This window comes from Nonomuraea antimicrobica, assembly GCF_039536965.1.
GTDB classification, from domain to species: domain Bacteria; phylum Actinomycetota; class Actinomycetes; order Streptosporangiales; family Streptosporangiaceae; genus Nonomuraea; species Nonomuraea antimicrobica.
Window position 1 is genome coordinate 50,211 of the sequence record NZ_BAAAZP010000106.1, and the last position, 12,506, is coordinate 62,716.

Consider the following 12,506-nt stretch of genomic DNA (forward strand, 5'->3'; position numbering starts at 1 on the left):
GCCGTCAATTAGGACATGAGGACAATCCGGTACGGCATCGCGCTCTCGGCCGCGGTCTGCGTGGCTCTGGTCTCCGCGGGCTGCGGCGGTGGCGGTGGCGGGGCCTCCGCCATCTCGGCCGCCCAGCCGCCCCAGGCGACCTCCGAGCGGGCGCCCGCCGTGAGCACCGGCGACGCCATCGAGCAGGCCGGGCCCGAGAAGCAGGCGAGGTCCGACGAGCAGGGCATCGTCTCCGACGTCGCGGCCACCCGGCAGGAGCGGCAGGTCGTCTACACCGGCAACATGACCGTACGGGCGGAGCGGGTGAGCACCGCGGCCCAGCGGGCCAAGCAGATCGTCACCGAGGCGGGCGGCCACCTGTCGCAGGAGCGTACGAACTCCGCCGACGCCACCGAGGACTCGGCCACGCTCGAGTTCAAGATCCCGCCCGACAGGTATCCCGGTGTGCTGGGCCGGTTCGGCAAGGAGCTGGGCAAACAGCTCTCGATGGAGCAGAAGACGCAGGACGTCACGCTGCAGGTGGCCGACGTCGAGAGCCGGCTGAAGTCGGCGCAGCAGTCGCTGGAGTCGCTGCGCGCGCTGCTGAAGCGGGCCGGCACGATCGGGCAGGTGCTGGACGTCGAGCGGGAGATCTCCAAGCGCGAGGCCGACCTGGAGTCGCTGCAGGCGCAGCAGAAGGAGCTGGCCACCCAGACCGCCCTGGCCACGCTGACGTTGTGGCTGGTGGGACCGGTCACCGAGGTGGCGGATCCGGCGGAGGAGCCTGCCGGGTTCCTCGGCGGGCTCAGGGCGGGGTGGGACGCGCTGGTCTCGCTCACGAAGACGGCGCTGACGGTGCTCGGGGCGCTGGTGCCGTGGGCCGTCGTCTCGCTGCCGCTGGTGGTGCTGCTCGTCCTTCTCGTACGCCGGGACCGCGCCGGGCGGGCAGGGCGGGCCGGATCCCGTCAGCGCCCCTCAGGACCGGGCCCCGAGGCCGTCTGACCCGCCCTGAGGCCCCGGTGACCGTGGGCAGGGTCAGGACGCGGGGTCGTACTCGTGGACCAGGTCGGTCAGGCGCTTGAGCTGGTCGGGGTCGGTCGAGGGCAGCACCCCGTGCCCCAGGTTGAACACGTGCCCCTCGGCCGCGCTCCCCCGCCGCAGCACCTCGCGCGCCTTGCGCTCGACGACCTCCCAGGGCGCGAGCAGGATGGCCGGGTCGAGGTTGCCCTGCAGCGCCTTGCCCGGCCCGACCCGGCGGGCGGCCTCGTCGAGCGGGACCCGCCAGTCGACGCCCACCACGTCGGCCCCGGCCTCGCCGAGCACGCCGAGCAGCTCGCCGGTGCCCACGCCGAAGTGGATGCGCGGCACCCCGGCGACGCCCTCGAAGATGCGCCGGGTGTGCGGCAGGATGAACTCGCGGTAGTCGTCGGGCGCGACCGCCCCCACCCACGAGTCGAAGAGCTGCACCGCCGAGACTCCGGCCGCGATCTGGATGCGCAGGTGCTCCAGCACGATGCCCGACAGCCGCTCCATGAGCGCGTGCCACAGCTTCGGCTCGCCGTACATCATGGCCTTGGTGCGGTCGTGGTTCTTCGACGGGCCGCCCTCGATCAGGTAGGAGCCGAGCGTGAACGGCGCGCCCGCGAAGCCGATGAGCGGGGTGCCGCCCAGCTCGCCGGTGAGCGCCCCGATGGCCTCGGTGACGTATGCCACATCGCCCGGCTCCAGGGGCCGCAGCGCGTCGAGCCCGGCGGCGTCGCGGATGGGGTCGGCCACCACGGGCCCGACGCCGGGCTTGATGTCGAGGTCGACCCCGATGGCCTTGAGCGGCACCACGATGTCGCTGAAGAAGATGGCCGCGTCGACGCCGTAGCGGCGAACCGGCTGCATGGTGATCTCGACGATCAGGTCGGGCGTCGCGCAGGCGGTGAGCATCGGGACGCCCTCGCGGACCTTGAGGTATTCCGGCAGCGACCGCCCGGCCTGGCGCATGTACCAGACAGGTGTGCGCGAGACGGGCCGGCGGTGGCAGGCGCGCAGGAAGGCGGAGTCGGCGAGATTCACCCCATCAGGGTCCCATGCGCGGGGGCCGGTCATGAAACCGACGCGAGGTGTCGGAAAAAGATGCATTGGACACCCCAAATCATGATCAGATAGTCAGATGAAGGTTTACCGGTCTGCTCGGCATCGGCATCGCACATGGGTCGAACACACCCCATGCCCGCCCAGAGAGCCGGTCTCGACTGGGCCAAATGTTCGCCAAGCCACCGCGCGGCACCGATTCAGCGACCACTTTCGGGACACGCCGAGCGCGTTGCGGGGAATTGTCATCGGCTCGTGCCAACGTCGGATCCACGACCCGAAGAAAGGCCCCGGTTCGATGACTCGTGCGATGACCGCGTTGTGGATTTCCCCAGAGCGCCGCAGTGAGCCGTGCGCGTCCTGCGCCGGTGAGCGGCCTTTCGAGCAGCCGCCGTGCCTCGACGGGCACGAGCCTGGCCAGTGCCCCGAGTGGGCCTGCGTCGTCTGCGGCCACGCGATCATGCTCGGCGTGGCCGAGACCTCCCGCCCGGCACGCCGGCTGGTTACGGCAGCGGCTTGATCACGAAGGATGAGCACCCCCGTGGTCCCCTTCCGCCCGTCTTCGACCTACGCTTCGGCTATGACGCTCGGTGACCAGCCACCGCCTCCCGCCGCCTTCACCCGCGCGGCCGAGAGCCTGCGGCTGGCCGACGTACGCCCGGAGATCGAGCTCGAAGACCTGCCCGCGCCCCAGCGGCTGGCCCCCTACTCGGCCGCCATCGGCGCGTCGGTCTACCGCGACGACGACGAGCTCGCGGTCGGCCGGCTGATCCTGCTCTACGACCCCGACGGCCAGCGCGGCTGGGAGGGCCCGTTCCGGCTGGTGGCCTACGTCAGGGCCGACATGGAGCCGGAGATCACCTCCGATCCGCTGCTCGGCCCCGTCGCGTGGAGCTGGCTGACCGAGGCTCTCGACGCCCACCAAGCCGACTACTCCGCCGCTGGCGGTACCGTGACAAGAGCCGTGTCCGAGGGGTTCGGCAACAAGGCCGACGATCCGGTCACGACCGAGCTTGAGCTGCGGGCGTCGTGGTCACCCGCCCAGGAGGATCTCTCCGGCCATGTCGCCGCCTGGTGCGACCTCATGTGCCTGGCGGCGGGGATCCCGCCGCTCCCGCCCGACGTGGCCGCCCTGCCCCGCCGACGTGATGATCCGGAGAGTGACCGAACGAAGTGAGGGCACCAGTCAAGACAGCACCTGCGTCATGAGGCCGGTGAGCTCATGACAGAAGAACGCACCGTGGAGCCGCTGCTGGAGCCGCGCGAAGGCATCCCTCCCGTCGTCGCCGACGCCGCCGGGCTGGCGGAGGTGGTGGAGAGGTTCGCCGCCGGCAGCGGTCCCGTCGCCGTGGACGCCGAGCGCGCCTCGGGCTATCGCTACGGCAACCGCGCCTATCTCGTGCAACTGCGCCGGGCGGGCGCCGGCACCGCGCTGGTCGACCCGATCGGGTGCCCCGACCTGTCCGCCCTCGATCGGGCGGTGGCCGGGGCGGAGGTCGTGCTGCACGCGGCCTCCCAGGACCTGCCGTGCCTGCTGGAGGTGGGGTTCAGGCCGCGCGAGATGTTCGACACCGAGCTGGCCGGGCGGCTGCTCGGCTACGAGCGGGTGGGGCTCGGCACGATGGTCGAGACCGTGCTCGGGCTGCGGCTGGAGAAGGGCCACTCGGCGGCCGACTGGTCCACCAGGCCGCTGCCCGAAGACTGGTTGCGCTACGCCGCGCTCGACGTGGAGGTGCTGGTCGAGCTGCGCGACGTGCTGCACCAGGAGCTGTCGGAGGCCGGGAAGCTGGAGTGGGCGCGCGAGGAGTTCGCGGCCGTGCTCGACACCCCGCCGCCGGTGCCGCGCTCCGACCCGTGGCGGCGCACGTCCGGCATCCACAAAGTACGCAACGTACGCGCCCTGGCCGTCGTGCGTGAGCTGTGGACCATGCGCGACCGCATCGCCCGCGAGGCCGACCTCGCGCCCGGCCGGGTCCTGCCCGACGCCGCGATCGTCTCGGCCGCGCTGGAGGGGCCTCGTACGAAGAAGGCATTGACCGAAATTTCGGCATTCACCGGGCGAAGCGCGCGAAGGCACATGAGCGACTGGCTCGCCGCCGTGGCCAGGGCCCGCGCCCTGCCCGACGGGCAGCTCCCCCAGCCCAGCACCCCCGGTGACGGCCCGCCCCCGCCCAACCGCTGGGCCGACCGCGACCCGGCCGCCGCCAAGCGCCTGGCCGCCGCCCGCGCCGTGGTCGCCGCGCTGGCCGACGAGTACCACATGCCCACGGAGAACCTGTTGCAGCCCGACGCCGTACGCAGGCTCACGTGGGAGCCACCGGCCGACGTCAGCGACGAGAGCGTGACCGCCCGGCTGCGCGAGCTGGGCGCCCGCGAGTGGCAGCTCTCCCTCGCCGCCCACCCCATCGCCAATGCCCTGTCCAGGCTGGGGACGCGCGACGAGTTCTAAGCTCGTCTTGGGGGGCCTCTTCGCCGTCGTCGCCCCCCGGTCGAGGCCCACCTGAGGGTGGCGCCACTTGACGCCCTCGGTGGCCCGGCCGTACCGTCTTGGAAAGCGCTTTCCATCTGGAGCCTGAAGGGATCCCCATGAGTGTGCGCACCATCGGCGTCGTGATGAACGGCGTCACCGGGCGGATGGGCTACCGCCAGCACCTCGTCCGTTCCGTCCTGGCCATCAACGACCAGGGCGGCGTCACGCTCTCGGACGGCTCCAGGGTCACCCTCAAGCCCGTACTGGTCGGCCGTAACGCCGACAAACTTGCGGATATCGCGAACAGGCATGGGATCGCCGATTTCACCACCGAGCTCGACCGGGCCCTCGCCGACGACGGCAACCCGATCTACTTCGACGCCCAGGTCACCAGCGCCCGTGTGAAGGCCGTGCTGAAGGCCATCGAGGCGGGCAGGCACGTCTACGCCGAGAAGCCCATCGCCGAGACGACGCAGGAGGCGGTCGCGCTGACCGAGGCCGCCGCCGCCAAGGGCGTCAAGAACGGCGTCGTGCAGGACAAGCTCTTCCTGCCCGGCCTGCTCAAGCTGAAGCGGCTGATCGACGGCGGCTTCTTCGGCCGGATCCTGTCGGTGCGCGGCGAGTTCGGCTACTGGGTGTTCGAGGGCGACTGGCAGGAGGCGCAGCGTCCGTCGTGGAACTACCGGGCCGAGGACGGCGGCGGCATCGTGCTCGACATGTTCCCGCACTGGCACTACGTGATGGAGAACCTGTTCGGCCGGGTCACGTCCGTCTACGCGCGGGCCGTGACGCACATTCCCGAGCGGGTGGACGAGCAGGGCAACGCCTACCGGGCGACCGCCGACGACGCCGCGTACGGGATCTTCGAGCTGGAGGGCGGCGTGATCGCCCAGATCAACTCCTCCTGGACGGTCCGCGTGAACCGGGACGAGCTGGTCGAGTTCCAGGTGGACGGCACGCACGGCAGCGCCGTGGCGGGCCTGCGCGACTGCCGCGTCCAGCACCGCTCGGCCACCCCCAAGCCGGTCTGGAACCCCGACCTGCCCGCGACGGCGCGGTTCCGCGAGGGCTGGCAGGAGGTGCCCGACAACGCCGACTTCGACAACGGGTTCAAGATCCAGTGGGAGGGGTTCGTCCGGCACGTGGTGGAGGACGCGCCGTTCCCGAACGACTTCGCCTCCGGCGCCCGTGGGGTGCAGCTCGCCGAGCTGGGGCTGCGCTCGTCCGCCGAGGGCCGCAGGATCGAGGTGCCGCAGCTATGAGGATCGACCTTCCCGGCGTCGGCGCGTACGCGCTGAACGAGCCGGTCGTCTGGCCGGCCGTCCGGACACCGGCGTCGAGCCGCGTCGTGTACGCCGCCGCCCACGTCGTGGCCGACCCGCTGGGCGACAACACCCCCGGCTCCCCCGCCGCCCTCGACTGGGACGCCACGCTGCTCTTCCGCCGCCACCTGTGGTCGCACGGCCTGCGCGTGGCCGACGCCATGGACACCGCCCAGCGCAACATGGGCCTGGACTGGCCGGCGACCAGAGAGCTGATCCGGCGCAGCGCCGCCGAGGCCCGCACGTACGGAGACCCCACCACGCTGGTCTCCTGCGGCGCGGGCACCGACCACGTCCCCGACGCCCGTGACCTGGACACGATCGCCGCCGCCTACGCCGAGCAGATCGAGACCGTGCAGTCGGCCGGGGCGGGCGTGATCGTCATGGCCTCCCGCCAGCTCGCCAGGGTCGCCACAGGTCCCCGCGACTACCACCAGGTCTACGGCAAACTGTTCGGCCTGGCCGAGCGGCCGGTGATCCTGCACTGGCTGGGCGAGATGTTCGATCCGAACCTGGCCGGCTACTGGGGCTCGCCCGACGTGGCGGCGGCGACGGACTCGTTCCTGGAGCTGATCCACGCCCACGCCCCGATGGTGGACGGCGTCAAGGTGTCGCTGCTGGACGAGGAGCACGAGGTCGGGCTGCGGGCCGCGCTGCCGGAGGGCGTCAGGCTGTACACGGGCGACGACTTCAACTATCCGTCGCTGATCAGGTCGGGCTCGCACGCGCTGCTGGGCATCTTCGACGCGATCGCCCCGGCCGCGGCGGCGGCTCTCCAGGTGCTGGACGCGGCCGAGGCCGCCTGTGACGAGGCGGCGCGCGAGCGGCTGCTGGCCGCGTACGACGGGATCCTCGCCCCGACCGTCGCGCTGTCGCGGAAGATCTTCGAGTCGCCGACCTACCACTACAAGACCGGCATCGTCTTCCTGGCCTGGCTGAACGGCCACCAGGACGCGTTCGCCATGGTGAACGGCGCCCAGTCGGCCCGCTCGCTGCGCCACCTGTCGGAGGTGTTCCGCCTGGCCGACCAGGCCGGGCTGCTGTCGGACCAGGAGCTGGCCGTGCGCCGCATGAAGAGCCTGCTGGCGGTGAACGGGCTGTGAGCCTCTCGCTCAACCAGTGGACCACCCGGCGCTGGTCGCTGGCCGAGGCCGTGGACGGGTGCGTACGGCACGGTCTGGAGGCGATCGGGCTGTGGCGGGAGAAGGTCGCCGAGCAGGGGCTGGCCGAGAGCGTCCGGCTGGTGCGGGCGGCCGGGCTGCGGGTGTCGTCGCTGTGCCGCGGCGGCTTCCTCACCGCGGGCGGGCTGCCCGGCGAGGAGGGCCGCACGGCCTTCGCCCGGGCGCTGGAGGACAACCGGCGAGCCATCGACGAGGCGGCCGAGCTGGCCGCGGCCTGCCTGGTGCTGGTGGTGGGCGGGCTGCCCGGGGTGCGGCCCGGCGAGCCCCTGCCCGCCACGGGCTTCACGCGGGACCTGGCGGGGGCGCGGGCGCGGGTGGCCGAGGCGCTCGCGGAGCTGGCCCCGTACGCCGGGGAGCGGGGGGTCAAGCTGGCCCTGGAGCCGCTGCACCCGATCTACTGCCCGGACCGCGCGGTGCTGTCCACGCTGGGCCAGGCGCTGGAGCTGAGCCTGCCCTATCCCGAGGAGCAGGTGGGCGTGGTGGTGGACACGTTCCACGTCTGGTGGGACCCGCGGCTGTTCGAGGACGTGGCGCGGGCGGGCGGCCGGATCGCCGCGTACCAGGTGTGCGACTACCTGCACCCGCTGCCCGAGGACGTGCTGCTCGGGCGGGGCATGATGGGCGACGGCGTGATCGGCTTCCCGCCGATCACGCGGGCCGTGCGGGACGCGGGATACGCGGGCGACGTCGAGGTGGAGATCTTCAACGCCGACCTCTGGGCCGCCGATCCCGACGAGGTGGTGGCCACGATCAAGGCCCGCTACCGGGACGTGGTGCTGCCCTGACCGCGCTCGCTATGACGGAGGCGTCACCGTTCCCGCGGCGCCGTTCACCGTGATCTTCTGGCCGGAGGCGATGCGGTGGGTGGCGTCGGGGACGCCGACCACGGCGGGGATGCCGTACTCGCGGGCCACCACCGCCCCGTGCGACATCGCGCCGCCCATCTCCATCACCAGCCCGCCCGCCGTCAGGAACAGTGGCGTCCAGCCGGGGTCGGTCGAGGGGCAGACGAGGATCTCGCCCGGCTCCAGGTGCGCGCCGGTCGGGTCGAGCACCACCCTGGCCACCCCCGTGACGGTGCCGGGCGAGGCCGGGGTGCCCGTCAGCACGCCCTGAGCCGCCGCCGCACCCCCTGCCGCGCCCCGTGCCCCGCCCGGTGGCTCGTCCAGCGCCTCGGGCTCGGTGCCGTCGGAGAGCAGCACGCGGGGCACGTGCCTGCGGCGCCGCTCCCGTTCGTACGACGCCCGCCGCGCCGCCACCAGCTCCCGCAGGTCGCCCCCGTCCAGCGCGGCCCTGGCCTCCCGCAGGTCGAGGAAGAACACGTCGGCGGCCGAGTCCAGCACGCCGAGCCCCACCAGGTGCTCCCCCACCGCGAGCAGGCTGCGCCGGACCGCGGCGAGCGTCTTGACCGCGTAGAACTTGGGCAGCTCGCGCAGCCCGGCGTAGCTGCGCGTACGCCCGAGCGCGAAGCGCACCACGGCGGCCCGCCAGCGGCCCCTGCGCCGGGCCCGTGTCACCACGTGGGCGATGGTGGCGCGGGCCTGCCGCTCCCCCTGGGCGAACAGCTCGGAGGGGGTGGGACCGGTGCCGTCCATGCGCAGGTAGTTGGCCAGCACGCCGAGGATGTGCGTGGGATCCTCCGACCACCGCGGCACGCCCAGGTCGATCTCGGCGACGCCGCGGTGGCCGTACTCGGCGAGGAACGCGGCGATCTCGCGCTGCGCGACGGGCGGGAGCCGTCTCTCCCGGTAGCGGCGGACCAGCTCGGGCACCGGCAGCTCACGGAACGGCTCCGGCTCGACGCGGGTGGCCAGACGCCACAGCGCGAGGTCCATCCGCGTGGTCGGATTGTGCGGCAGGCTGCGCAGGACGTCGCTCATCTCGTCGATCGGCACCCCGGACAGCTTGGCGGCCAGCGCGAACATGCCGTAGCCGGTGATCGCGATCGGCATGATCGAGATGATCAGCGGGAACGTGCCGGTGAGCACGCGTTCGGCGTGGTCCAGCCGCTGGGCCGGGGTCGCGGAGCCGGGCACCCGGAGTCCCCTGTCGAGGTCCGCGCCCAGCTTGACGGTGAAGGCGAGTGACCTGCCCGGTCTGGTGAGCGCCGTCAGGAGGCGGACGGGGAGGTCGAGGCGGCGGGCGAAGCGCCCCAACCCCCGCAGGAACGGCCGCAGCGACCCGGGCTCCGGCGCCAGGCGGGGATCGTCGAAGAGCCGTTCCATGACGCCTGCCGCGCGGGCCTCGCCGAGCGCCAGCAGGCGGGACATCAGCGCGCGGCCTGGACGGCTGCGCACCGCCGCGGTGAGGTCGAGCCACAGCCGCTCCCCCGACACCGCCATGAACGCGGCCCCGTCGAGCGGATCGGCCGGACCGTGCCCCGCCAGGCCCGCGCCGCCCGCGCCGATCACCCGGAACACCGACCGCCCCATCGGCGTGATCGGCCCCATCACGCCCTGGACGACGTTGATCGAGAAGTACACCCGCAGCCCCGGCCGGGGCCGCTCCGGCAGCGGGTAGAGCGTCGTGATCGGCCTGGCCTGGGTGAGCCAGATCGTGCCGTCGCCGTCGATGGCCCATTCCGTGTCCTGCGGTGAGCCGTAGTGCTTCTCGACGCGGGCGCCCAGGGCGGCGAGGCGGCGTACCTCGTCGTCGGTCAGGCAGAGGCCCCGCTCGGCGGTCTCGACGCGCTCGGTGCCGCCGCTGGGCAGGGAGCGAATGGCCAGCCGCTTGTCCCCGGCGTGGCGTTCGAGGATCCGACCGTCGAGGACGCGGAACCGGTCGGGGTTCACGGCCCCGGAGACGACGGCCTCGCCGAGACCCGGGCTCGCGTCGATGACGGCCTCGTGCCGCCGTCCCGTCACGGGGTTCGCGGTGAACAGCACGCCCGCCACCCGCGCGTCCACCATCGTCTGGACGACCACCGCGAGCCGCACCGAGGCGTGGTCGATGCCGTTGGACTCGCGGTAGGCGACCGCGCGGTCGGTCCAGAGCGAGGCCCAGCAGCGGCGTACGGCCGCCACCACCGCCTGCGCGCCCACCACGTTGAGGAAGGTGTCCTGCTGCCCGGCGAAGCTGGCGAACGGCAGGTCCTCGGCCGTGGCGGAGGAGCGCACCGCCACGGGCACGTCGTCGCCGAGCGCGGCGTACGCGGTGACGATCGCCTCGTGCACGGCGTCCGGCACCGGGGCCTGGAGCAGGTGCCGCCTGGCCCGCTCGGCCAGGTCGTCGCCGCCGATCTCCAGGCCCTGCGCGACCTGCCCGTACGCCTGTGTGGTCAGCACCCAGCCGGGCGGCACCGGCAGCCCGGCCCCGGTCAGCTCACCGAGGTTGGCGGCCTTGCCGCCCACGTCGGCGAGCATGCCCGCGTCGATCTCGGCGAAGTCCAGGATCGTCTTCATCGCGCGCTCCCCTGCCGTTCAGCGTGACGTCACCAGTGTCACGCTTCCTGGACCAGAATTCAACATGCGATGAATCACAGGCGGGTGTCGTCCGGGCCGCGCACGGCGTGGGGCTCGTCGGGGCCGCGCAGTGCCTGGAGATCATCGGGTCCGTGCAGCAGGGACACGCCGTCCAGGTCCCAGGCCGGGTCGACGGGCACGCCCAGCACGGCCAGTGCGGTCGGGCCGACGTCGACCAGCCGGGGAACGCCGAGCGAGCCGCCGCCCAGGTCCGCACCCAGCCTGTTGGCGATCACGAAGACCGTCCGCTCCTCGTCGGAGGTGCCGCCGTGGCCGCCCTCGTCCACGTGGCCGTGGTCGGTGGTGACCAGCACGGTCCAGCGCTCGCCCGGGTACGCGGGCCGGGCGCGGATCGCGTCGAGCAGGCGGCCGAGGTAGGCGTCCTGGGTCCGGAGGGCGGCGGCGTACTCGGGGCAGTGGGGGCCCAGCTCGTGGGCCACCTCGTCGGTGTCGCCCAGGTAGACGAACAGGGCGTCGGGGTCGTCCGCCGCCAGGTGGCGTTCGGCGGCGTCGGCCACCTGGCGGTCGGCGAGGGCCCAGCCGACGGCGTACCCGTCGAGCACGAAACGCCGGTCGATCGCCGGGCCGAACGCGCCGTGCTCGGCGAGGGCGGCCCACGAGAAGAAGGCGGAGGTGGTGAGGGTGGGCCGGGCGGTCTTCGCGCGCGTCAGGAAATCCGGAAATTTCTGGAACTGGGCGGTCGCGAAGCCGTTGTCCACGACGCCGTGCTTGTCCGGCCAGGCCCCGGTGGCGATCGACGACCAGCCGGGGCCGGAGTCGGTACGCGATCTGATCACCCGGCCGCCGTCGCCCGGCTCGGGGCTCTTGGGGACGACCTCGCCGGGCGACCCCGTACGCGGAGTGCCGGCCTCGCCGTACGGGAGCCTGCTGGTGCCGTACGCGCCGGAGGACATCAGCCCGGCCAGCACGGGGGCTTCGAGGGCGAGCAGCCGGTCGTACCTCAGCCCGTCCATGCCGACGACGAGCACCTTGTCCCGGAGAGCGGCGTCACGGGGAGCGGTGCCCAGAGGCGGGGAGGCCGGAGTCGGGGAGCCGTGCGATGGGGACCCTTGAGATGGGGACCCTTGAGATGGGGGCATGGCACCATCTAAGCGGCCCGTCCCCTTATGGGAAGAAGCGGCGTACCCACTCGGCCGCGCCGGGCAGGATCTCCTCGACCGGGGCCACCTGCGGATACCAGGTGCGTTCCCATTCCAGCGACACCCAGCCGTCGTACCCGGCCGCGCGCAGCAACTCGCCCGCCTCCTCCAGCGGCACCGAGCCTGCCCCCATGGGCACGGGCGTGGTGTCCTGCGCGGAGACCGCGTCCTTGACCTGCACGTACGACAGGTGCGGAGCGAGCGCGGCCAGCGACCGGGCCGGCGTCTCACCGTGCCGCCAGGGGTGCAGCAGGTCCCAGAGCGCGCCGGTGGTCTCGGGGGAGCCCGTCTCGGCCAGCAGCGCGGCCACCGCCGCACCGGTCGCCATGTGGTCGTGCGTCTCGACGAGCACGCGGCGTCCCAGGTCACCGGCCGTACCGGAGACCGCCTTGAGCCGTCGTGCGCCGACGGCCGGGTCGTCGCCGCCGGGGAACACCCGTACGCCCGGCGCCCCCAGGTCGGCGGCCAGCCGCAGGTCGGCGAGGAGCGCCTCGACGTAGGGCTCGTCGGGGCCCGGCTCGCAGACGCGGACGTAACCGGCGAGCGCCGAGATCTCCAGGCCCGCCCGCTCCACCCGCTCCCGCACCGAGTCCCGCTCCGCCGCGCCCAGGCCGGCGTGCACCCCGGTGTCCGGGTGCAGCCGCAGCTCCAGGCCCTGGCAGCCGTGCCCGGCCGCGATCTCGATCGCACTGTCCAGCCCTTCGCCGGGCATCCCCAGCGTGCTGACCGCCAGCTTCACACGACCCTCCGCATCACCCGACGACCTCCGCCCCGCGCGGGCTCGGCTGCCCGCACAGACCACACACCATTCCGCCCGGACTCCTGCACCAGTACAGCCCTCACGCCATTCC

The 12,506-nt window shown here is 73.1% G+C and carries 10 protein-coding genes; 6 read left to right on the forward strand and 4 right to left on the reverse strand.

Annotated features, from left to right (window positions below; all coding sequences use genetic code 11):
* The first annotated feature begins 15 nt into the window (after positions 1-15).
* Positions 16-981 carry a DUF4349 domain-containing protein gene (locus tag ABD844_RS30815; protein ID WP_344885982.1) on the forward strand — a complete coding sequence of 322 codons (966 nt, stop codon included), beginning with the start codon at positions 16-18 and terminating at the stop codon, positions 979-981.
* 33 nt (positions 982-1,014) lie between these two features.
* On the opposite strand, the gene hemE is transcribed toward ABD844_RS30815, so the two are convergent.
* A complete protein-coding gene (gene hemE / locus ABD844_RS30820) occupies positions 1,015-2,076 on the reverse strand; it encodes a uroporphyrinogen decarboxylase (RefSeq protein WP_344885985.1) in 1,062 nt (353 codons plus the stop codon).
* A 565-nt stretch (positions 2,077-2,641) separates the two neighbouring features.
* Between hemE and ABD844_RS30825 the strand changes: the two genes are divergently transcribed.
* The 5 genes from ABD844_RS30825 (at position 2,642) to ABD844_RS30845 (ending at position 7,819) form a co-directional block, all read left to right on the forward strand.
* Positions 2,642-3,238: a DUF3000 domain-containing protein gene (locus tag ABD844_RS30825; protein WP_344885988.1), complete on the forward strand. Its 597-nt coding sequence runs from the start codon at positions 2,642-2,644 to the stop codon at positions 3,236-3,238.
* Between the two features lie 45 nt (positions 3,239-3,283).
* Positions 3,284-4,510, forward strand: coding sequence for an HRDC domain-containing protein (locus tag ABD844_RS30830; RefSeq protein ID WP_344885991.1), 1,227 nt, complete (start codon positions 3,284-3,286; stop codon positions 4,508-4,510).
* A 137-nt stretch (positions 4,511-4,647) separates the two neighbouring features.
* Positions 4,648-5,793 (forward strand): Gfo/Idh/MocA family protein, encoded by a 1,146-nt coding sequence (locus ABD844_RS30835; RefSeq protein ID WP_344885994.1) that lies wholly within the window; start codon positions 4,648-4,650, stop codon positions 5,791-5,793.
* Positions 5,790-6,956: a dihydrodipicolinate synthase family protein gene (locus ABD844_RS30840; protein ID WP_344885997.1), complete on the forward strand. Its 1,167-nt coding sequence runs from the start codon at positions 5,790-5,792 to the stop codon at positions 6,954-6,956. Before ABD844_RS30835 ends, ABD844_RS30840 begins: the two co-directional genes overlap by 4 nt.
* Positions 6,953-7,819 carry a sugar phosphate isomerase/epimerase family protein gene (locus ABD844_RS30845; RefSeq protein ID WP_344886000.1) on the forward strand — a complete coding sequence of 289 codons (867 nt, stop codon included), beginning with the start codon at positions 6,953-6,955 and terminating at the stop codon, positions 7,817-7,819. The genes ABD844_RS30840 and ABD844_RS30845 overlap by 4 nt, the downstream gene beginning before the upstream one ends.
* 9 nt (positions 7,820-7,828) lie before the next feature.
* Here the strand turns inward: ABD844_RS30845 and ABD844_RS30850 are convergent, their stop codons facing one another.
* From ABD844_RS30850 to ABD844_RS30860, 3 genes are all read right to left on the reverse strand, one after another.
* A complete protein-coding gene (locus ABD844_RS30850) occupies positions 7,829-10,435 on the reverse strand; it encodes a PEP/pyruvate-binding domain-containing protein (RefSeq protein WP_344886003.1) in 2,607 nt (868 codons plus the stop codon).
* A gap of 74 nt (positions 10,436-10,509) precedes the next feature.
* Positions 10,510-11,469: an alkaline phosphatase family protein gene (locus tag ABD844_RS30855; protein WP_344886006.1), complete on the reverse strand. Its 960-nt coding sequence runs from the start codon at positions 11,467-11,469 to the stop codon at positions 10,510-10,512.
* A 151-nt stretch (positions 11,470-11,620) separates the two neighbouring features.
* Complete coding sequence (locus ABD844_RS30860) at positions 11,621-12,394, reverse strand: sugar phosphate isomerase/epimerase family protein (RefSeq protein WP_344886008.1); 774 nt, start codon at positions 12,392-12,394, stop codon at positions 11,621-11,623.
* Between the last annotated feature and the right edge of the window lie 112 nt (positions 12,395-12,506).